Source organism: Streptococcus sp. 27098_8_186 (genome assembly GCF_041432055.1).
GTDB lineage: Bacteria > Bacillota > Bacilli > Lactobacillales > Streptococcaceae > Streptococcus > Streptococcus dentalis.
The window spans coordinates 1-21,539 of the sequence record NZ_JAPVYV010000006.1; the positions used below are offsets into that span (position 1 = coordinate 1).

Here is a 21,539-nt window from a genome sequence, read left to right on the forward strand (position 1 = left end):
GGTCACTGGTTCGAGCCCAGTACGGGTCATATTTTGCGGGTTTGGCGGAATTGGCAGACGCACCAGATTTAGGATCTGGCGCTTTACGGCGTGGGGGTTCAAGTCCCTTAACCCGCATAAGAGAATAATAATGAGCCGGCTTAGCTCAGTTGGTAGAGCATCTGATTTGTAATCAGAGGGTCGCGTGTTCAAGTCATGTAGCCGGCATTTTTTTATATAAAGAAAGCAATGCGAACGTAGTTCAGTGGTAGAACACCACCTTGCCAAGGTGGGGGTCGCGGGTTCGAATCCCGTCGTTCGCTTGAGGAGGCCGGGGTGGCGGAACTGGCAGACGCACAGGACTTAAAATCCTGCGATTGGTAACGATCGTACCGGTTCGATTCCGGTCCTCGGCATAGACAAAGGTTGAAAGAAGCACCCTTAGCTCAACTGGATAGAGTACCTGACTACGAATCAGGCGGTTAGAGGTTCGACTCCTCTAGGGTGCATGGTCGGAAGGCTATGAAATAATTGAATAGGAATGAGCACCCTTAGCTCAACTGGATAGAGTACCTGACTACGAATCAGGCGGTTAGAGGTTCGACTCCTCTAGGGTGCATAAAGCGGTAGCTTTAGATCGGGAAGTAGCTCAGCTTGGTAGAGTACTTGGTTTGGGACCAAGGTGTCGCAGGTTCGAATCCTGTCTTCCCGATATTATGGCGGTGTAGCTCAGCTGGCTAGAGCGTCCGGTTCATACCCGGGAGGTCGGGGGTTCGATCCCCTTCGCCGCTATATTGTTGATCTTGTTGGACCTTTAGCTCAGCTGGTTAGAGCTCTCGGCTCATAACCGAGTGGTCGTAGGTTCAAGTCCTACAAGGTCCATTGTTATCTTGGAGGATTACCCAAGTCCGGCTGAAGGGAACGGTCTTGAAAACCGTCAGGCGTGTAAAAGCGTGCGTGGGTTCGAATCCCACATCCTCCTTAATATTAACGCGGGATGGAGCAGCTCGGTAGCTCGTCGGGCTCATAACCCGAAGGTCGTAGGTTCAAATCCTGCTCCCGCAATTTGGCTCGGTAGCTCAGTTGGTAGAGCAATGGATTGAAGCTCCATGTGTCGGCGGTTCGATTCCGTCTCGCGCCATTTCTTTTAATAATAAGCGGGTGTAGTTTAGTGGTAAAACTACAGCCTTCCAAGCTGTTGTCGCGAGTTCGATTCTCGTCACCCGCTTTGAACATTTGTTCATTACCAAGTTTTTAACTTGGGCGCGTAGCTCAGGTGGTTAGAGCGCACGCCTGATAAGCGTGAGGTCGGTGGTTCGAGTCCACTCGTGCCCATTTTGGAGAATTACTCAAGAGGCTGAAGAGGACGGTTTGCTAAATCGTTAGGTCGGGTAACTGGCGCGGGGGTTCGAATCCCCCATTCTCCGTATAATTTTGAAGTTTGAGATGTCATCTCAAACTATTTTTTATATTTTTGAAGGTTTCGTCTATGTTATTGAATCGTTTCTTTAAAATTTTTAGTTTTGTGTTTGTTTTAACTGTTTCAGGAATTCTATTTCTTTTTCCATCTGTTAGAACTTCGATTGTTTTAAAATCTTCTGATCTATTATCTATAGTTGATAAGGCCGTATCGGTACCATTTGTTGTTGTGGAATCTAAGGCAAAAGATTTAAAGAATTTATCTGAATTAAATGATGAAAACCGTTCGTTAAAATCACGTCTTTATCAAAAGGATATTGACCAGTCAAAACTTAGCCGTTTGGAATCAGAAAATATAGAATTAAAGGACTTGATGTCAATCAAGAATTCTGTATCGGGTTCTAAACAAGTCGTTAGTGAGATTATTGACCGTAATTATGGTTCGTGGGATCAGGAATTTGTTATTGATAAAGGTAGTTCAGATGGAATTTCTGATTCTATGTTTGTTCTTTCATCTGGTGGCGTCATTGGTGTGGTAGAAAGTATAGAGAAAAATTCTAGTAAAGTGAAATTATTAGTCGAAGATACTATTTCTTCACAACACCTGACGTTTAAAATTGAGAGTCAAGGACAATCTATTTTTGCTTTATTATATGGTTATGATGAGAAGACAGGTGAGTTTCGGTTGTTGCAAATTGGAGATCCAGTTGAAATTAAAAAAGGATCACTCGTTTCAACAAGTGGTTTAGGAAAATATAAGAGTAGTGACTTACCTCTTGGTACTGTGACTTCTACTCAAAAGGCATCTGATCAATTGGGGCAAGAAATTCGTGTGAAACCAAAGGCTAATTTAGATGTCAATCGTTATGTACTATTGATCGGAGAGTAGTGTGAAAGTCATACGTAAGTACTATTTTTTACCTTTAATCTTATTCTTATCTTTATTTGTTGATGGGCAAATCTCTTTTCTTGTTTCTCGTTTTAGTTTAAACTCCCTTGAACCCACTTCGTTTTTATTTCTATATGGTTTTATGTTATTGAGCCTCTATTTCTCTGAGATAGCTTGTATTTGGTGGGGAATCCTTTTTGGTTTTTGTTTTGATGTGTATTTTTTACACACTATAGGAATTGCCTTCTTAATTTTCCCTTTATTACAGGTGATTTTTTATCGGTGTAATCAGATTATTTTGGTCAATCGATTGACTCGTTTTTTTACATTTTTATTAACGATTCTATTATTTCAGATTTTAACCAATCTTCTTTTGATTCTTTTTATCGGTATAAAATTTAACTGGATTACACTAATTATTTACCAAATTGTCCCAAGTTTAATTTTGAATATGCTTCTCTTAATAGTATTACAGCCGTTACTTGAAAAGATTTATTTATAAACTCGCAATAAAAATGTAACAATAGCGTAATATAAAATTTAAAAAAATTTGTTATACTAGTTAGTGTCTTATTAGAAAGGGAAAATTTATCTAATGAAGAAAAAATTATTTGCCACAATCTTATTGAGTACAGTTGCTTTATCACAAGGTGCTGTCGTAGCTGGTGTATCAGCTGACTCAACAGATGATAAGATTGCTGCTCAAGATAACAAAATCAATAGTATTAATCAACAACAACAAAGTGCACAAGCTCAGGTAGATCAAATTCAAGGACAAGTATCTGAAATTAAAAAACAACAAGAAAATCTTCAAGCTGAAAATGATCGTTTAAATGAAGAATCTGAACGATTGTCAGCTGAGATCGATGAGTTGTCAAAAAATATTGTTGCTCGTCAAGAATCACTTGCAAATCAAGCACGTAGTGCTCAAACAACTGGTACTGCAACAAGCTATATTAATGCGATTGTTAGCTCTGGATCTTTGACAGAAGCTATCTCACGTATTTCTGCTATGAATGAAATTGCAGATGCTAACAACAAAATGTTGCAAGAGCAAAAACGTGATAAAGAAGATATTGCACAAAAACAAAAAGAAAACAACGACGCTATCAATACTGTTATTGCAAACAAACAGCAATTAGAAGATGATGCGCAAGCTTTGTCAACAAAAGAAGCTGAGTTGAAAGTCGCACAATTAAACTTGGCTGCCGAAAAATCAACTGCTGAAAACGAAAAGAATGCTTTGTTGCAACAAAAAGCTGAAGCTGAAAAAGCAGCAGCAGCAGCGGCAGCAGCTGAAGCAGCTTATCGTGCAAAACAAAAAGAACAACAAGCAGCTGTAAAGGCTTCTGCTAATACAACTCTTCAAGCACAAGTTCAGGTAGCAGCTCAAACACCAGCTGCAACACCAGCGGCTGCACAAACTCAAGCAGCAGCTCAACCTGCTGTTCAAACACAAGCAGCGGCTGCACCAGTAGCAACTACTTCTCGTCCAACTTATAGTTCATCTGCATCATCTTATCCAGTTGGTGAATGTACATGGGGTGCGAAGATATTGGCTCCATGGGCAGGTGATTACTGGGGTAATGGTGGACAATGGGCGGCAAGTGCAGCAGCAGCAGGATTCCGTACAGGATCTCAACCACAAGTTGGTGCCATTGCATGTTGGAATGATGGTGGATATGGACACGTAGCAGTTGTTACAGCCGTTCAATCTACAACAAGCATCCAAGTCTCTGAGTCTAACTATAATGGTATCCGTAGTATTGGTAACTACCGTGGTTGGTTTAACCCAACAACAGCCCAAGGTACTGTTACTTATATCTATCCAAACTAAGATTATACTGAAGCAGAACATTTGTTCTGCTTCTTTTTATGTGACTTTCAGTCCGTCTCGCTCCGTTAGGTGCGAGACAAAAAAACTACCCGCTATGCGGGTGCGTATCGAAGGTTATTTGAGAGAATTTAGGTAGGGATAGATTTTGTAATTTCCATAAATTAATATTTGAATATTTGCTTAAAAAGCGATAAAATGATTACAGGAGAAATTTGTGCTGACTGTACAATATGGTTTTAGATTTTACTGGAGGAAATCATGTCATTTTCTGATTTAATGCTCTTTGCTTTGTCGTCAAATCAAGAATTGGCTCAACGTGTGTCTCGCGAAATGGGATTACCGCTTGGAAAGTCAACGGTTCGTCAATTTTCTGATGGAGAAATTCAGGTTAATATTGAAGAATCAATCCGTGGGAAAGATGTTTATATTTTGCAATCCACTAGCTCACCGGTTAATGATAATCTTATGGAAATTTTGATTATGGTAGATGCCTTGAAACGGGCTAGTGCACAATCTATTAATGTGGTGATGCCGTATTACGGCTATGCTCGTCAAGACCGGAAAGCTCGGGCTCGTGAACCAATCACTTCTAAGTTGGTAGCTAATATGCTTGAGGTTGCTGGAGTTGATCGTCTGTTGACAATTGATTTGCACGCTGCTCAAATTCAAGGTTTCTTTGATATTCCTGTTGACCACTTGATGGGTGCGCCTTTGATCGCAGACTATTTCGAACGTCGCGGGATGATTGGAAAAGACTATGTGGTTGTCAGTCCAGACCATGGTGGTGTGACTCGTGCTCGGAAATTAGCTGAATTTTTGAAGACTCCGATTGCGATTATTGATAAACGCCGGAGTGTCGATAAGATGAATACGAGTGAAGTCATGAACATCATTGGAAATGTTGAAGGCAAAACGTGTATCTTGATTGATGATATGATTGATACAGCTGGTACAATCTGTCATGCGGCGGATGCCCTTGCTGAAGCAGGAGCTGTAGAGGTTTATGCAAGCTGTACGCACCCAGTTTTATCAGGCCCAGCGATGGACAACATTCAAAAATCAGCCATTAAGAGGTTGGTGGTATTGGATACGATTTATCTACCGGAAGATCGCTTGATTGATAAGATTGAGCAAATTTCGATTGCGAAACTTCTTGCTGAAGCCATTGTTCGTATTCATGAAAATCGTCCTCTTTCCCCTCTATTTGAAATCGGAAATGCCAAAAAATGTTAACAATAAGGAGGCTGGAAAACAGCTTCTTTTGTTTAGGAGAAAATGCAAATGGAAATCAGAAAATGGTGGAAAGATCTAAAAAAAGAAAAGGAACGGAAAAAACTAGTTCAAGCAGCTAAAGAACTAGAAGCAAAGGCGGATCCTCGTTTGCCCAAGAAACGATTGCCTAAAAATGGAGTAGTAAAATAAAGTAATAGAAAAATGATGATTCAAAATAAATAAGATGACTTGCAATGACTAGTCATTAAGTTAAATAACGATGCCTCTAACAATCATCCTAGAGTTAAAAATATAACTAAACCGTGATTTTAGATACTAAATTTTAAAAAACTTAAAAAATTTTTAAAAAAAAACAGAAAAACTCTTGACAGAGGCAGAATATCCTAGTATACTTATCATAGTTACGAAGTAACGAATATTTTAAATTATAAAAGGGGTAAAACAATGAAAAAAGTTTTATTATCATCAGTAGCAGCTCTTGCAGTATTTGCAGCAGCAGCTCCAGCATTCGCCGCAGATAAGGTTGAAAAAAACACACAACCTAATGGAACAATTGCAGGTCTTACAGCTGATCCTTCAGCTACACCAGCTGCAACAGCTCCAGCATCTGCAGCTACAGAAAAACACCCAGGTGCTACTAAAGTAGATCCTAAAGTTGGTAAAGGTGAACTTATCGAGAAAAAAGGTGACGTTTCATCTGTAGAATATGATGGTGCAAAAAATGCAGATACTTCTAAAGAGTTGACTATGATTCCAGGTGCTGAATGGTTCACTCAAGGTCTTGACCTTTGGAACGGTAGCCAACATGTTACATTGAAAACTAAAGCTGGTGTTCAAACTGTTGAAGTTACAAACCCACATGATGGAACTAAATGGTTGGTAGACGTTAAGGTTGAAGCTGGTGCTGATACTCCTAGCGGATTCTACGCAACTGCAGTAAGTGGTTCATTGCGTCCTGCATCTGCAGATGCTAAAGCAGCAGCTAAAGCAGCTGAAGAAAAAGCAGCAGCAGCTAAAGCTGGTAAAGATGGTATGGCTTCATCTGCAAAAGCTGGTGAAAAATCACTTCCAAAAACTAGCGCAGTTAAATAATTTCTAATTAATTAGCTCATAAAAATATCACTGAGTCCTTGGGCTCAGTGTTATTTTTTAGAAAAAATCATTTTGAGGAGATCAATTGAATGAAAAGAGCTGTAGAAAAAAAATCAAATAAATTAGGTGTCATAATTGCTGCCCTTGTGGCAGTCGTTGTGGTCGTAGTTGGCTTCCTATTCTTCAATCCATTTGGTGGAAAGGCCTCTCATACAGCTAAGAAGGCTGGAACTTCTGGAAGTAGTTCTTCTACACAAGCTGTGAAATATGAACCTAGTCAAGAAGAAAAAGATTATTTAAAGAATCGTTTTGCTCAGTTAACTGCTGTTAACCCTGAGGCGATTGCTTATGTCTACGCACCGGGGACTGAGTTGGATGAGCCTGTTGTTCAAACTGGAGATAACGCAACTTACTTGGACAAGACTTTTGATGGTGGAAATGAACCATACATGGGTACTGTCTTTATGGATACGGATAATAAGAAAGATTTTAGTGATCGTTTGACTTGGCTGTTTGGTCATGCTCGTGGTAGTAAGGTTGGTGATCATCGTATGTTTAACGATGTCAACTACTATGACAAGCAAGAATACTTTGATCAACATCCGTATGTTGTCATTGAGACGCCTGAGCGCAAGTATTATTATGAAGCGATGTGCTTGGTGATTGTCCCTGAAACAACTGCTTTCTATCGTACTAGCTTTGAAGACGACAAAGACTTTACGACTCAGTTGAAGAAGGTCTATGAAGATGGTCAAACCAAGAACCCGAATATTAAGATCAAGGCATCTGATAAATACTTGGTCTTGTCAACTTGTCGTGAAGAGGATGAAACCATTCGTTCTAACCTCTACCTTCGTCAAATTCCTGATTCAGAAATGAAGGATTTTGTGGCGAAACATGCTGATCAATTGACATATGTGGCAACACGTGGTCAACAATAATGTCTTGAAAGACTTAGCATTGCTAAGTCTTTTTTGTATGTAAGGATTGTTGCAATGTCCTTTGATGTTGAGCAAAAGATGGGGATCTGGCTTGTTCTTTTGCGATGGGGTCCTATTTATAGTATAATGAATATAAGTGTTTTTGGAGGTGTTCTATGGATTTAACGAAACGTTTTAATAAAAATCTGAATCGGATTGAAGTTTCTTTGATTCGTCAGTTCGATCAATCAATTTCTTCCATTCCTGGTGTCTTGCGTTTGACGTTGGGGGAACCGGATTTTACAACTCCTGAACATGTAAAAGACGCAGGAAAGGCTGCCATTGATGCGAATTTTAGCCATTACACTGGGATGAGTGGTTTGCTGGCTTTGCGTGAGGCTGCGAGTCAGTTTGTGGCTGATAAGTATGGTATTCACTATCGTCCTGAGGATGAGATATTGGTGACGATCGGTGCGACTGAAGCCCTGTCTGCAACCTTGACAGCGATCTTGGAACCTGGAGATGTAGTGCTGCTCCCAGCGCCAGCTTATCCTGGTTATGAACCCATTGTGAATTTGGTTGGGGCTGAGATTGTCGAAATTGATACGACAGCAGATCGTTTTGTCTTGACTCCTGAAAAGTTGGGAAAGGCGATTCTAGAGCAGGGTGAAAAATTGAAGGCTGTTATTCTCAATTATCCAGCTAATCCAACGGGAGTTACTTATTCACGCGAACAGATGGCGGAATTGGCTGCTGTCTTAAAAAAATATGAAGTCTTTGTGATTTGTGATGAAGTCTATTCAGAGTTAACTTATACTGGAGAAGCGCATGTCTCTATGGCATCCTTCATTCCTGAACAGACCATTGTTATTAATGGCTTATCTAAGTCTCATGCCATGACAGGCTGGCGGCTTGGCTTTATCTTTGCGCCTGCTGCATTGACAGCCCAACTCATCAAGAGTCATCAGTATTTGGTAACAGCTGCTGGAACCATGAACCAGTATGCTGCGATCGAAGCTTTGACGGAAGGTCGGGATGATGCGGAGCCAATGAAGAAGGAATATGTGAAGCGTCGGGATTATATTATCGAAAAGATGTCTGCGCTTGGGTTTGAGATGATTAAGCCTGATGGTGCCTTTTATATTTTTGCTAAAATCCCAGCTGGTTATAATCAGGATTCCTTTGCTTTCTTGCAGGATTTTGCGCGTGAAAAAGCGGTTGCTTTTATTCCTGGTGCTGCTTTTGGTCAATATGGTGAAGGCTATGTGCGTTTGTCGTATGCAGCCAGCATGGAGGTTATCAAGGAAGCTATGAAACGCTTGAAGGAGTATATGGAAGAACATGCTGGAGTCAATTGAGACCCGGGGAATTGTCCTGTATAATCGGGAGTTTCGTGAGGATGACAAGCTGGTCAAAATCTTCACGGAGAAGTCAGGAAAGCGGATGTTTTTTGTCAAACATGCGGGAAAATCACGGTTGAATCCCATGTTGCAACCATTAGTAACGGCAGATATGTTGTTGAAAATCAATGATGATGGCTTGAGTTATATTGATGATTTTCAAGAAGTGCAGGTTTATAAGAAAATCAATGCAGATCTTTTTGCCCTTTCTTATGCGACCTATGTTCTGGCGCTTGCGGATGCAAGTATTCAGGATAATCAGGTGGATCCAGCCCTGTTTGCTTTTTTGGAAAAGACCTTGTCTTTGATGGAAGAGGGACTGGATTATGAGGTTTTGACCAATATTTTTGAGATTCAGATTCTATCACGATTTGGGGTTGTCTTAAATCTGCATGAATGTTGTTTCTGTCATCGGGTTGGACTTCCTTTTGATTACTCTTTTCGATATAGTGGGGTCCTTTGTCCGGATCATTATGATCAGGATGAGAGACGTGCCCACTGGCATCCGAATGTTCTCTATTTATTGGATCAGTTTCAAGCAGTACGATTCAGTGAGTTAGAGACGATTTCTCTACAAGCGGAGATGAAAACAGCTCTGCGTCAGGCAATTGATCAGTTGTATGAGGAGTATGTAGGGATCCACTTAAAAGCTAAAAAGTTTATCGATTCCTTGAGTGATTGGGGAGCGATTATGAAAGATTCATCTGGAGGTGAAACATGAAAAAAATTGCAGTAGATGCAATGGGGGGCGATAATGCACCTCAAGCCTTGGTAGAAGGCGTGAATCAAGCCATTCGTGATTTTGATGATATTGAGATTGTCTTGTATGGTGATGAGGCAAAAATCAAAGATTATTTAACCGCAACAGAACGTGTATCGATTGTGCATACGGAAGAAAAAATAGATTCAGATGATGAGCCAACGCGGGCCATTCGTCGGAAAAAACAGGCTTCTATGGTCTTAGCTGCCAAGGATGTGAAGGCTGGTGAGGTCGATGCCATGCTATCTGCGGGAAATACAGGTGCGCTATTGGCAGCTGGTTTCTTTATCGTTGGCCGGATCAAGGGGGTGGAACGTCCAGGTTTGATGTCAACGCTTCCGACTGTTGATGGTCGTGGCTATGATATGCTAGACTTGGGTGCCAATGCGGAAAATACACCAGAGCACTTGCATCAGTATGCTGTGATGGGATCCTATTATGCTGAAAATGTTCGTGGGATTCAAAAACCACGCGTGGGTCTATTGAACAATGGGACAGAAGCTAGTAAGGGAGATCCTTTGCGCAAGGAAACTTACCAATTGTTATCTGAGGATGAGTCGATTCATTTTGTTGGAAACGTGGAAGCGCGTGACTTGATGGATGGCGTTGCTGATGTTGTTGTGGCGGATGGGTTCACGGGAAATGCTGTATTGAAAACCATGGAAGGAACAGCTTTTGGGATCTTGAAGCAGCTGAAACAAGCAATTGCTACTGGAAACTGGAAGGCAAAATTAGGGGCTTTTCTGCTCAAGGACCGTTTGAAATCATTGAAGCAAACCTTAGATTTCTCAGATGTTGGAGGAGCGGTCTTGTTTGGCCTTCAAGCACCTGTTGTTAAAACGCATGGTTCGAGCGATGCAAAAGCAGTCTATAGCACGATTCGTCAGATTCGGACCATGTTAGAGACAGATGTTGTTGGAAAATCAGTGAAGGAATTGTCGAAGGAAGGGTAATGTATGAGTAAACAAAACGAAATTTTAGCTACAATTGAGAAATTTCTTAAAGACCGCAAGGGACCAGATTTTCAAGTATCTTCGGAATCTGACTTACGTAAGGATTTGCAGGCGGATTCTGTTGAATTGATGGAATTTATTATCAATCTTGAGGATGAATACCAAATTGAGATTCCAGACAAGGCTATTGATGACTTTAACACAGTAGGGGATGTTGCCGACTATATCGAGAAACGAACTACTGGTCACTAATGAAAAAGGGATCGTTCAGAGATTATTCTGGATGGTCTTTTTTTCTGTCCTTTTTATTCGGAATCTGCTTATATTGTACGGATTTTTATTGAAAATACACTTTTTATATGATAGAATGAAGGTGATAAAATACGAAAGGCGAACAAAATCATGACCAATCAACTGATTTATACTGGAAAAGCTAAGGATATCTATACTACTGAGGACGAACATGTGATTAAGTCGGTCTATAAGGACCAGGCAACCATGCTAAATGGGGCTCGTAAGGAGACTATTAAAGGAAAAGGTGTGCTAAATAATCAGATTTCGTCTCTTATTTTTGAAAAATTGAATGCTGCGGGTGTAGCAACGCACTTTATCGAACGTATTTCTGACACCGAACAACTCAACAAGAAAGTAAAAATTATTCCTTTGGAAGTTGTTCTTCGTAATGTGACTGCGGGTTCTTTCTCAAAACGGTTTGGCGTGGAAGAAGGTTTGAACTTGGAAACTCCAATCGTTGAATTTTACTACAAGAACGATGAGTTGGATGATCCATTCATCAATGATGAGCATGTAAAGTTCTTGGATATTGCCAATGATGAACAAATTGCCTATATCAAGGAAGAAACACGTCGCATCAATGAATTGTTGAAAGATTGGTTTGCACAAATTGGTCTTCGCTTGATTGACTTCAAATTGGAATTTGGTTTTGATAAGGATGGCAAGATTATCTTGGCAGATGAATTTTCTCCAGATAATTGCCGCCTTTGGGATGCTGAAGGGCACCATATGGATAAGGATGTTTTCCGTAGAGATTTGGGCAGTTTAACGGATGTATATCAGGTTGTGTTGGAGAAATTACAGGGCTTGAAGTAATTTTTTTGAAACGGGAAACCTTCGTCTTTCAAGTAAAAGGACTCAGGCTGAAAAGGTCTACTAGACCTTTTCACTCCGTCGTGATCTTGGCAGCTTGACAGATGTTTATGAAGTTGTATTGGAAAAATTGCAAGGTTTGAAGTAATCTTTTTGAAACGGAAAACCTTCGTCTTCGATAACATGTTTGAATAGAAATAAAGGAACTAAAATGGATAAACGTATTTTCGTTGAGAAAAAAGCTGATTTTCGTGTAAAATCGGACTCTTTAGTAAAAGAATTACAGCATAATCTTCAGTTGAAAACGTTGAATGATCTTCGGATTGTTCAGGTTTACGATGTCTTTAATTTGGCAGAGGATTTGTTTGCGCGTGCGGAAAAACATATCTTCTCTGAGCAAGTGACCGATACTGTTTTGGATGAAGCTACGGTTCAGGCTGATCTTGAGAAATATGCTTTCTTTGCGATCGAAAGTTTGCCTGGTCAATTTGACCAACGGGCGGCATCTTCACAAGAAGCTTTGCTGTTACTTGGTAGTTCAAATGATGTAACAGTGAACACAGCGCAATTGTACTTGGTTAACAAGGATATTGATGCGAAAGAGTTGGAAGCTGTCAAAAACTACCTTTTGAACCCAGTGGATTCTCGTTTCAAAGATATCACTGTTGGCATTGCGAAACAGGATTTCTCTGAGTCTGACAAGACCATTCCAAGCTTGGATTTCTTTGAAACTTATACGGCAGAAGATTTTGCACAGTATAAGGCTGAGCAAGGATTGGCAATGGAAGTGGATGACCTTCTCTTCATTCAAGATTACTTCAAATCTATTGGACGTGTACCAACTGAGACTGAGCTGAAGGTGTTGGATACTTACTGGTCTGACCACTGCCGTCACACAACTTTCGAAACTGAGTTGAAAACCATCGACTTCTCAGCTTCTAAATTTGAAAAACAATTGCAAGTGACTTATGACAAGTATATTGCCATGCGTGATGAGTTGGGACGTACAGAAAAACCTCAAACTTTGATGGATATGGCAACTATTTTTGGCCGTTATGAGCGTGCTAATGGTCGTTTGGATGACATGGAAGTGTCTGATGAAATCAACGCCTGCTCAGTTGAAATTGAAGTGGATGTCAATGGGGTGAAAGAGCCATGGCTTCTCATGTTCAAGAACGAGACTCACAACCACCCAACTGAAATCGAACCATTTGGTGGAGCGGCTACTTGTATCGGTGGTGCCATTCGTGACCCATTGTCAGGTCGTTCCTACGTTTACCAAGCCATGCGTATCTCAGGTGCTGGTGATATCACGGCTCCAATTGCCGAAACTCGCGCTGGTAAATTGCCACAACAAGTGATTTCTAAAACAGCGGCTCACGGTTATTCTTCATACGGTAACCAAATTGGTTTGGCAACAACTTATGTTCGTGAATACTTCCACCCAGGTTTCGTTGCTAAACGTATGGAGCTAGGTGCAGTTGTCGGTGCGGCTCCTAAGGAAAATGTGGTCCGTGAAAAACCTGAAGCAGGTGATGTGATTATCTTGCTTGGTGGTAAGACTGGACGTGATGGTGTCGGTGGTGCGACAGGTTCTTCTAAAGTTCAAACGGTTGAATCTGTTGAGACAGCTGGTGCTGAGGTTCAAAAAGGGAATGCCATCGAAGAACGGAAGATTCAACGTCTTTTCCGTAATGGGGAAGTGACCCGTCTGATCAAGAAATCAAATGACTTTGGTGCTGGTGGTGTCTGTGTGGCTATTGGTGAATTGGCAGATGGTCTTGAAATTGATCTAGACAAAGTGCCATTGAAATACCAAGGTTTGAATGGTACAGAAATTGCCATCTCTGAATCTCAAGAACGGATGGCTGTAGTGGTTCGTCCAGAAGATGTAGATGCCTTCGTTGCAGCATGTAATAAAGAAAATATTGATGCTGTTGTCGTTGCGACAGTGACGGAGAAACCAAATCTTGTCATGCACTGGAATGGTGAAACAATCGTTGATTTGGAACGTCGTTTCCTTGATACAAACGGTGTACGTGTGGTTGTAGATGCTAAGGTGGTTGACAAGGATGTCAAGCTTCCAGAAGAACGTCAAACATCTGCTGAAACCCTTGAAGCGGATACTCTTGAAGTCTTGGCTGACCTGAACCATGCCAGTCAAAAAGGTTTACAAACCATCTTTGATAGCTCAGTTGGTCGTTCAACAGTTAATCACCCACTCGGTGGTCGCTACCAAATCACACCAACGGAAGCTTCTGTACAGAAATTGCCAGTCCAACATGGCGTGACTCATACGGCTTCTGTTATGGCGCAAGGATTCAACCCTTATGTAGCAGAATGGTCCCCATATCATGGTGCTGCCTATGCAGTCATCGAAGCAACCGCTCGTTTGGTTGCTGCTGGAGCAAACTGGTCTAAGGCTCGTTTCTCTTACCAAGAATACTTCGAGCGTATGGATAAACAAGCAGAGCGTTTTGGTCAACCAGTAGCAGCTCTTCTTGGATCCATCGAAGCTCAGATTCAACTTGGTTTGCCATCTATCGGTGGGAAAGACTCGATGTCTGGTACCTTTGAAGAATTGACAGTACCACCAACCTTGGTTGCTTTTGGTGTTACAACTGCAGATAGCCGTAAGGTCCTTTCTCCAGAATTTAAAGCTGCTGGTGAAAATATATACTACATCCCAGGTCAAGCATTGGCACAAGAAATTGACTTTGATCTTATTAAATCTAACTTTGCTCAATTTGCAGCTATCCAAGCTGACCACAAAGTCACAGCTGCATCAGCTGTCAAATATGGTGGTGTGGTTGAAGCTCTTGCCCTTGCAACATTTGGTAACCATATCGGTGCCAACGTTGAATTAGCTGACCTTGACACTAGCTTGACAGCTCAATTGGGTGGATTCGTCTTCACATCGCCTGAAGAAATTGCAGGTGTTGCCAAGATTGGACAAACAGCAGCTGACTTTACACTTACTGTCAATGGTGTAACGATTGATGGATACAAACTTGACAGTTCCTTCCAAGGTAAATTGGAAGAGGTTTACCCAACGGAATTTGCACAAGCAACTGAGTTGGAAGAAGTACCTGCTGTAGCAACAGATGCTGTGATTAAAGCTAAAGAAACAGTTGAGACACCAGTGGTTTACATCCCAGTATTTCCAGGTACTAACTCAGAATATGACTCCGCTAAGGCCTTCGAAAAAGAAGGTGCCAAAGTTAACCTGGTACCATTTGTCACACTGAATGAAGAAGCAATTGTCAAGTCTGTTGACACCATGGTTGACAACATTGGAAAAGCCAACATTATCTTCTTTGCAGGTGGCTTCTCAGCAGCGGATGAACCAGATGGATCAGCTAAATTTATCGTGAACATCTTGCTCAATGAAAAAGTGCGTGCAGCTATCGATCACTTCATCGAACGAGGTGGTTTGATCATCGGTATCTGTAACGGATTCCAAGCCCTTGTCAAATCAGGTCTTCTTCCATATGGTAACTTTGAAGATGCAAGTAGCACGAGTCCAACCCTCTTCTACAATGATGCCAACCAACACGTGGCTAAGATGGTGGAAACGCGGATTGCCAACACAAACTCACCATGGCTTGCCGGCGTGAAAGTTGGTGACATTCATGCCATCCCAGTATCACACGGTGAAGGTAAATTTGTCGTGACAGCTGAGGAATTTGCAGAGCTTCGTGACAATGGTCAAATCTTTACCCAATATGTTGACTTCGAAGGTAAACCAAGCATGGATTCTAAATATAATCCTAACGGATCTGTAAATGCGATCGAAGGTATCACAAGTAAGAACGGTCAAATTATTGGGAAGATGGGTCACTCAGAACGTTTCGAAGATGGTCTCTTCCAAAATATTCCAGGAAATAAAGACCAACATCTCTTTGCATCAGCGGTTAAATACTTTACTGAAAAATAAAAGGTATACAAAATGACATACGAAGTTAAATCTCTTAATGAAGAATGTGGTATTTTTGGGATCTGGGGACACCCAGATGCTGCAAAACTGACTTATTTCGGATTACACAGTCTTCAACACCGTGGTCAAGAAGGGGCGGGGATCCTTTCCAATGATGCGGGTCAACTAAAACGGTATCGTGACACGGGTCTTCTCTCAGAAGTATTTCGAAATCCTGATAACTTGGATAAGTTAACAGGGACGGGAGCGATTGGACATGTTCGCTATGCGACAGCTGGGGAAGCTTCGGTGGATAACATCCAGCCCTTCCTCTTTCGCTTTCATGATACCCAGTTTGGGCTGGCCCACAACGGGAATTTGACCAATGCCAAGTCCCTCAAACGGGAGTTGGAAAATAACGGAGCGATCTTTAGCTCAACTTCTGATTCGGAAATCTTGGCCCACTTGATTCGTCGGAGCCACAACCCTTCTTTCATGGGTAAGGTGAAAGAAGCCTTGAATACGGTGAAAGGTGGATTTGCTTACCTTCTCATGCTGGAAGATAAGCTGATTGCGGCCTTGGATCCAAATGGTTTCCGTCCTCTTTCGATTGGGAGAATGGCCAATGGCGCTATCGTGGTTTCATCTGAAACCTGTGCCTTTGAAGTGGTTGGAGCAGAGTGGATCCGCGATGTAAATCCAGGTGAAGTTGTGATTATCGATGATAATGGCATCACTTACGATACTTATACCACAGATACCCAATTGGCTGTTTGTTCGATGGAGTATATCTACTTTGCTCGCCCAGACTCCAATATTCAAGGGGTCAATGTCCATACAGCACGTAAACGTATGGGGGCTCAATTGGCACGTGAATTCAAACATGAAGCAGATATTGTGGTCGGTGTACCTAACTCTTCACTTAGTGCGGCCATGGGATTTGCGGAAGAATCTGGCCTACCAAATGAAATGGGTTTGATTAAAAACCAATACACCCAACGGACCTTTATTCAACCAACACAAGAACTACGGGAGCAAGGGGTTCGGATGAAGCTCTCTGCCGTATCCGGTGTTGTGAAAGGCAAACGGGTTGTCATGATTGATGATTCTATCGTACGTGGGACAACATCACGTCGGATTGTGAAGTTATTGAAAGAAGCAGGGGCTACAGAAGTCCATGTGGCAATCGCAAGCCCAGCTCTGGCTTATCCATGTTTCTACGGGATCGATATTCAAACACGTAAGGAATTGATTGCTGCCAATCATACAGTAGAGGAAACACGCGATATCATTGGTGCAGATAGCTTGACGTATTTGTCAATCGATGGCTTGATTGATTCTATTGGAATTGATACAGATGCCCCTAATGGCGGTCTTTGTGTGGCTTACTTTGATGGAAAATATCCAACGCCTTTGTATGACTACGAAGAACGCTATGTGGAAAGTTTGAAAGAACATACTTCTTTCTATTAAGAGCAGTGCAAAAGAAAAGGAATGAAACAAATGACAAATAAAAATGCGTATGCACAGTCTGGTGTGGATGTTGAAGCAGGTTATGAAGTTGTTGAACGGATCAAAAAACACGTTGCTCGTACGGAACGTGCGGGTGTCATGGGAGCTCTTGGTGGTTTTGGTGGCATGTTTGACCTTTCAAAAACAGGTGTCAAAGAGCCTGTTTTGATCTCAGGTACAGATGGTGTTGGTACCAAACTCATGCTGGCTATTAAGTACGACAAACACGATACCATCGGTCAAGATTGTGTCGCTATGTGTGTTAACGATATCATCGCCGCAGGAGCAGAGCCCCTTTACTTCCTTGACTATATTGCAACTGGTAAAAATGAACCTGCTAAATTAGAGCAAGTCGTTGCTGGTGTTGCAGAAGGTTGTGTGCAGGCTGGTGCAGCCCTTATCGGTGGCGAAACAGCTGAAATGCCAGGTATGTATGGTGAAGATGACTATGATTTGGCTGGGTTTGCTGTCGGTGTTGCAGAAAAATCTCAAATTATCGACGGTTCAAAAGTAGCTGAAGGCGATGTGATTCTTGGACTTGCTTCAAGCGGTATCCACTCAAATGGTTACTCACTCGTGCGTCGTGTTTTTGCAGATTACACAGGGGAAGAAGTTCTCCCAGAATTGGAAGGCAAAAAACTTAAAGACGTTCTTTTGGAACCAACTCGTATCTACGTCAAAGCAGCTTTGCCACTCATCAAAGAAGAATTGGTGAATGGGATTGCCCACATCACAGGTGGTGGTTTCATCGAAAATGTACCACGTATGTTCTCAGATGACTTGGCTGCTGAAATTGACGAAAGCAAAGTCCCAGTTCTTCCAATTTTCAAAGCCCTTGAAAAATATGGCCAAATCAAACATGAAGAAATGTTTGAAATCTTCAACATGGGAATTGGCCTCATGCTTGCAGTGAAACCAGAAAATGTGGAACATGTCAAAGAACTTCTTGACGAACCTGTTTATGAAATCGGTCGGATTGCGAAGAAAGATGGCGCAAGTGTGGTGATTAAATAATGGCTAAAAAAATTGCTGTTTTTGCCTCTGGCAACGGCTCAAACTTTCAAGTGATTGCAGAACAATTCCCGGTAGAATTTGTTTTTTCAGATCACCGTGATGCCTATGTCTTAGAACGTGCCAAGAACCTTGGTGTGGTGAGCTATGCCTTTGAACTCAAGGAATTTGACAATAAAGCAGCTTATGAAGAAGCGATTGTTCACCTCTTGGATGAACACCAGATAGATTTGGTTTGTTTGGCAGGTTATATGAAAATCGTTGGGCCAACCTTGCTAGCAGCTTATGAAGGCCGTATTATCAATATTCACCCGGCTTATCTCCCTGAATTCCCAGGTGCTCATGGTATTGAGGATGCTTGGAATGCAGGTGTTGCTGAGAGCGGTGTGACCATTCACTGGGTGGATTCGGGTGTGGACACCGGTAAGGTCATCAAACAAGTCCGTGTCCCACGCCTTGAAGGGGATACCCTTGATACTTTCGAGACGCGCATCCATGAAACAGAGTACAAGCTCTATCCAGAAGTGTTAGAACGTTTGGGAGTAGCACGAAAATAAGGAAACCATTGATCGGAAAGAACATTTTCGACTGTAGCAGATAAAGAACTTTTTTAAAAAAGGAAAAGAAAGAAAATGACTAAACGCGCACTAATTAGTGTTTCAGACAAAACGGGCATCGTTGAATATGCCCAAGAACTCAAAAAACTCGGTTGGGACATCATCTCAACAGGTGGTACTAAAGTTGCCCTTGACAATGCTGGGGTGGATACTATCGCCATTGATGATGTGACTGGTTTCCCAGAAATGATGGATGGTCGTGTGAAGACTCTTCATCCAAATATCCACGGTGGTCTTCTTGCTCGTCGTGATCTCGATAGTCACCTAGAGGCTGCTAAGGACAACAAGATTGAATTGATCGACCTTGTGGTGGTCAACCTTTACCCATTCAAGGAAACCATCCTTAAGCCAGACGTGACTTACGCGGATGCGGTAGAAAACATCGATATTGGCGGGCCATCTATGCTTCGTTCGGCAGCTAAGAACCACGCTAGCGTCACAGTTGTGGTAGATCCTGCTGACTATACTGTGGTTCTGGACGAATTGGCAGCCAACGGCGAAACAAGTTACGAAACTCGCCAACGTTTGGCAGCTAAAGTATTCCGCCATACGGCAGCCTATGATGCTTTGATCGCAGAATACTTCACTGCTCAAGTAGGTGAAGAAAAGCCTGAAAAACTCACTTTGACGTATGACCTTAAGCAACCAATGCGTTACGGTGAAAATCCTCAACAAGACGCAGATTTCTACCAAAAAGCTCTGCCAACGGATTACTCCATCGCTTCAGCGAAACAGTTGAACGGGAAAGAATTGTCCTTTAACAATATCCGTGACGCTGATGCGGCTATCCGGATCATCCGTGATTTCAAAGACCGTCCAACTGTTGTGGCTCTTAAACACATGAACCCATGTGGGATTGGTCAAGCTGACGACATCGAAACTGCTTGGGACTACGCTTATGAGTCTGATCCAGTATCCATCTTCGGTGGGATCGTGGTTCTCAACCGTGAGGTAGATGCTGCGACAGCTAAGAAGATGCATGGTGTTTTCCTTGAAATCATCATTGCACCAAGCTACACAGACGAAGCGCTTGAAATCTTGACAACCAAGAAGAAAAACTTGCGGATCCTTGAGCTACCATTTGATGCTCAAGATGCTAGTGAAGTGGAAGCAGAATACACTGGTGTTGTTGGTGGTCTCCTCGTTCAAAACCAAGACGTTGTGAAAGAAAGCCCAGCTGACTGGCAAGTGGTGACGAAACGCCAACCAACTGAGACAGAAGCGACAGCTCTTGAGTTTGCTTGGAAAGCGATCAAGTATGTCAAATCAAATGGGATCATCGTAACTAATGACCACATGACACTTGGTGTTGGCCCAGGTCAAACCAACCGTGTGGCATCTGTCCGTATCGCTATTGATCAGGCTAAAGACCGTCTTGACGGCGCTGTTCTTGCTTCAGATGCCTTCTTCCCATTTGCAGATAACGTGGAAGAAATCGCCAAAGCAGGGATTAAAGCGATCATCCAACCAGGTGGATCAGTACGTGACCAAGAGTCAATCGAAGCTGCTGATAAATATGGTTTGACCATGATCTTTACAGGCGTCAGACATTTTAGACATTAATCAAATAAGGCTGGGCAAAAAATGTCCAGCCTTTGATGTTTGATAGGAATAACTGCAAGACGCAGTGGTTGATTGGTATCTTTTTTCGCTTTTTAAGCTCCAAAGATAACCTAATCAACTGTGCGGGGGTGGGAAGACGAACTCCTTTTAAATAGTCTGAGTTCTTTCCCACTCCCTTTCTGCTGGTTATGAAGACCTTAATCTGGGTAGATGTAGGTGACGGTTCCCCAGATGGGATTGGTCGGATCGAACCAACCACGGAAGTTGTCGATATAGCGATGGCCGTTGTAGTTAGCCTCTTGGATCTGAATTTTTTGGTCATGTTCGACATCCGTAACCAAGGCGACGTGCCCATATCCCCCATTGTCCCAACAGGCGATAGCGCCGATCTCTGGAGTGTCTCCTGTCCGGAATCCCGCAGCGCGTGCACTAGCTGCCCACATGCCACCGTTTCCCCACCAGTTGTGGGCCCAAGGGGCTAATTCTTTGACTCCCCAGGTGCACTCACCAATGGGGTAGGTGTTTCCTGGATGTGTCGCGAGTGGAGTGAGCTTTGGCTTTGCCTTTTCTACTTGAAAGGTAGTGGGGAATAGCCCTTTTAGTTGTCCTTGGCTTTTCTGATAGACATGTAGGTGAAATAGCCCATTTCCCTTGTGTTTTTGAGTCTGAAAGCGCAGTTGGAAATGTCCAGGTGCAATCTTCTTTGCGGGATACCAGACCAGATCATCCTGCCCGTTTTCTTCTGACCAGATGGGGAATACAATCTCGTCAACGTCTTCGAACAACTTTAGGTCTACCTCAAATTCTTGTGAGGAGTTGGGTGTGATCGTGATTTTGGGATGGGAGGAGGCGAGGTCTTTTTGCTGGACGCTGGTCGAGAGAGGGTAAAGGCCGGTTAGCTGTTCATTTGCCTCCACTCCATAGACATGGACATGATAAAGTCCGGCTTGATCAGAATGGTTGGTCAATGGCACTTGTAGGTCAAATCCCTTGTCACTGCGTTCTACAGGATACCAAATCAGGTCATCTTGGCCATTTTGGTCAGACCAGACGGGAACTTGGATCTTTTGATACTTATCCGGGACGTTTCCAAGATGAATCATCAGCTGCCCTTTTTCGGCATAGATAGCATTGGTCGTTTGATCTGCATGGGCAATAGAGGTTTGCATCCCCCATGTCGCACAAGTCAGTACTATAAATTTTTTGATCGTTTGCATAATACTCCTTTTCGTCAATTAGTAGGTCTCACCTATACTATTCGGAAAAAAATGAGAAATCGGAGAAAATAGCAAAAAATGTTTGGATTCTACTGAAAACAGAAGACTTTTGCT

General features: G+C 42.4%; 18 protein-coding genes and 15 tRNA genes. 32 read left to right on the forward strand and 1 reads right to left on the reverse strand.

Annotated elements, in window-relative coordinates; genetic code table 11:
- Window positions 1-35 precede the first annotated feature (35 nt).
- The 32 genes from O3602_RS06375 to purH all read left to right on the forward strand — a co-directional run bounded on the left by O3602_RS06375 (window position 36) and on the right by purH (window position 20,208).
- Window positions 36-117 (forward strand) — tRNA-Leu (locus O3602_RS06375).
- Between the two features lie 17 nt (window positions 118-134).
- Window positions 135-207 (forward strand) — tRNA-Thr (locus O3602_RS06380).
- Window positions 208-230: 23 nt separating this feature from the next.
- A tRNA-Gly gene (locus O3602_RS06385) sits at window positions 231-302 on the forward strand.
- 7 nt (window positions 303-309) lie between these two features.
- A tRNA-Leu gene (locus tag O3602_RS06390) sits at window positions 310-395 on the forward strand.
- A gap of 19 nt (window positions 396-414) precedes the next feature.
- A tRNA-Arg gene (locus O3602_RS06395) sits at window positions 415-488 on the forward strand.
- A gap of 36 nt (window positions 489-524) precedes the next feature.
- A tRNA-Arg gene (locus tag O3602_RS06400) sits at window positions 525-598 on the forward strand.
- Between the two features lie 19 nt (window positions 599-617).
- A tRNA-Pro gene (locus tag O3602_RS06405) sits at window positions 618-691 on the forward strand.
- 6 nt (window positions 692-697) lie between these two features.
- A tRNA-Met gene (locus O3602_RS06410) sits at window positions 698-771 on the forward strand.
- 16 nt (window positions 772-787) lie between these two features.
- A tRNA-Ile gene (locus tag O3602_RS06415) sits at window positions 788-861 on the forward strand.
- Between the two features lie 10 nt (window positions 862-871).
- Window positions 872-961 (forward strand) — tRNA-Ser (locus O3602_RS06420).
- A gap of 9 nt (window positions 962-970) precedes the next feature.
- Window positions 971-1,044 (forward strand) — tRNA-Met (locus O3602_RS06425).
- Between the two features lie 3 nt (window positions 1,045-1,047).
- Window positions 1,048-1,120, forward strand: a tRNA-Phe gene (locus tag O3602_RS06430).
- A 16-nt stretch (window positions 1,121-1,136) separates the two neighbouring features.
- Window positions 1,137-1,207 (forward strand) — tRNA-Gly (locus O3602_RS06435).
- Window positions 1,208-1,240: 33 nt separating this feature from the next.
- Window positions 1,241-1,314: transfer RNA gene (locus O3602_RS06440), tRNA-Ile, on the forward strand.
- A 4-nt stretch (window positions 1,315-1,318) separates the two neighbouring features.
- Window positions 1,319-1,406, forward strand: a tRNA-Ser gene (locus O3602_RS06445).
- 62 nt (window positions 1,407-1,468) lie between these two features.
- Entirely contained in the window at window positions 1,469-2,287 is an 819-nt protein-coding gene (gene mreC / locus O3602_RS06450) for a rod shape-determining protein MreC (protein WP_371611384.1), read from the forward strand.
- 1 nt (window position 2,288) lies between these two features.
- Complete coding sequence (gene mreD, locus O3602_RS06455) at window positions 2,289-2,789, forward strand: rod shape-determining protein MreD (RefSeq protein ID WP_371605746.1); 501 nt, start codon at window positions 2,289-2,291, stop codon at window positions 2,787-2,789.
- A gap of 93 nt (window positions 2,790-2,882) precedes the next feature.
- Window positions 2,883-4,124: a peptidoglycan hydrolase PcsB gene (pcsB, locus tag O3602_RS06460; protein ID WP_151379341.1), complete on the forward strand. Its 1,242-nt coding sequence runs from the start codon at window positions 2,883-2,885 to the stop codon at window positions 4,122-4,124.
- A 258-nt stretch (window positions 4,125-4,382) separates the two neighbouring features.
- Complete coding sequence (locus tag O3602_RS06465; RefSeq protein ID WP_369087950.1) at window positions 4,383-5,357, forward strand: ribose-phosphate diphosphokinase; 975 nt, start codon at window positions 4,383-4,385, stop codon at window positions 5,355-5,357.
- A 48-nt stretch (window positions 5,358-5,405) separates the two neighbouring features.
- Entirely contained in the window at window positions 5,406-5,546 is a 141-nt protein-coding gene (locus tag O3602_RS06470; RefSeq protein ID WP_371611385.1) for a hypothetical protein, read from the forward strand.
- A gap of 255 nt (window positions 5,547-5,801) precedes the next feature.
- Window positions 5,802-6,449 carry an LPKTxAVK-anchored surface protein gene (locus O3602_RS06475; protein WP_320911045.1) on the forward strand — a complete coding sequence of 216 codons (648 nt, stop codon included), beginning with the start codon at window positions 5,802-5,804 and terminating at the stop codon, window positions 6,447-6,449.
- 89 nt (window positions 6,450-6,538) lie between these two features.
- Window positions 6,539-7,390, forward strand: coding sequence for a class B sortase, LPKTxAVK-specific (gene srtB / locus O3602_RS06480; protein WP_155127698.1), 852 nt, complete (start codon window positions 6,539-6,541; stop codon window positions 7,388-7,390).
- Window positions 7,391-7,545: 155 nt separating this feature from the next.
- On the forward strand, window positions 7,546-8,727 hold the full coding sequence (locus tag O3602_RS06485; protein ID WP_320911044.1) for a pyridoxal phosphate-dependent aminotransferase: 1,182 nt from the start codon (window positions 7,546-7,548) through the stop codon (window positions 8,725-8,727).
- Complete coding sequence (gene recO / locus O3602_RS06490) at window positions 8,711-9,490, forward strand: DNA repair protein RecO (RefSeq protein ID WP_371611386.1); 780 nt, start codon at window positions 8,711-8,713, stop codon at window positions 9,488-9,490. The genes O3602_RS06485 and recO overlap by 17 nt, the downstream gene beginning before the upstream one ends.
- Window positions 9,487-10,482 (forward strand): phosphate acyltransferase PlsX, encoded by a 996-nt coding sequence (plsX, locus tag O3602_RS06495; RefSeq protein ID WP_003009280.1) that lies wholly within the window; start codon window positions 9,487-9,489, stop codon window positions 10,480-10,482. The genes recO and plsX overlap by 4 nt, the downstream gene beginning before the upstream one ends.
- A gap of 3 nt (window positions 10,483-10,485) precedes the next feature.
- Window positions 10,486-10,734: a phosphopantetheine-binding protein gene (locus O3602_RS06500; RefSeq protein ID WP_003013975.1), complete on the forward strand. Its 249-nt coding sequence runs from the start codon at window positions 10,486-10,488 to the stop codon at window positions 10,732-10,734.
- A 150-nt stretch (window positions 10,735-10,884) separates the two neighbouring features.
- Complete coding sequence (purC, locus tag O3602_RS06505) at window positions 10,885-11,592, forward strand: phosphoribosylaminoimidazolesuccinocarboxamide synthase (RefSeq protein ID WP_003013934.1); 708 nt, start codon at window positions 10,885-10,887, stop codon at window positions 11,590-11,592.
- A gap of 208 nt (window positions 11,593-11,800) precedes the next feature.
- Window positions 11,801-15,526, forward strand: coding sequence for a phosphoribosylformylglycinamidine synthase (locus O3602_RS06510; RefSeq protein WP_371611387.1), 3,726 nt, complete (start codon window positions 11,801-11,803; stop codon window positions 15,524-15,526).
- A 12-nt stretch (window positions 15,527-15,538) separates the two neighbouring features.
- Window positions 15,539-16,978, forward strand: a complete 1,440-nt coding sequence (gene purF, locus O3602_RS06515) for an amidophosphoribosyltransferase (RefSeq protein WP_371611388.1) — start codon at window positions 15,539-15,541, stop codon at window positions 16,976-16,978.
- 30 nt (window positions 16,979-17,008) lie between these two features.
- A complete protein-coding gene (gene purM, locus O3602_RS06520; RefSeq protein ID WP_371611389.1) occupies window positions 17,009-18,031 on the forward strand; it encodes a phosphoribosylformylglycinamidine cyclo-ligase in 1,023 nt (340 codons plus the stop codon).
- The gene (gene purN, locus O3602_RS06525) at window positions 18,031-18,585 is read left to right on the forward strand and encodes a phosphoribosylglycinamide formyltransferase (protein WP_371611390.1); all 555 of its coding nucleotides are present in this window, start codon (window positions 18,031-18,033) and stop codon (window positions 18,583-18,585) included. The genes purM and purN overlap by 1 nt, the downstream gene beginning before the upstream one ends.
- 75 nt (window positions 18,586-18,660) lie before the next feature.
- Entirely contained in the window at window positions 18,661-20,208 is a 1,548-nt protein-coding gene (purH, locus tag O3602_RS06530; protein WP_371611391.1) for a bifunctional phosphoribosylaminoimidazolecarboxamide formyltransferase/IMP cyclohydrolase, read from the forward strand.
- A gap of 197 nt (window positions 20,209-20,405) precedes the next feature.
- Here purH and O3602_RS06535 read toward each other — a convergent pair whose 3' ends face one another.
- The gene (locus O3602_RS06535; protein ID WP_371611392.1) at window positions 20,406-21,425 is read right to left on the reverse strand and encodes a GBS Bsp-like repeat-containing protein; all 1,020 of its coding nucleotides are present in this window, start codon (window positions 21,423-21,425) and stop codon (window positions 20,406-20,408) included.
- Between the last annotated feature and the right edge of the window lie 114 nt (window positions 21,426-21,539).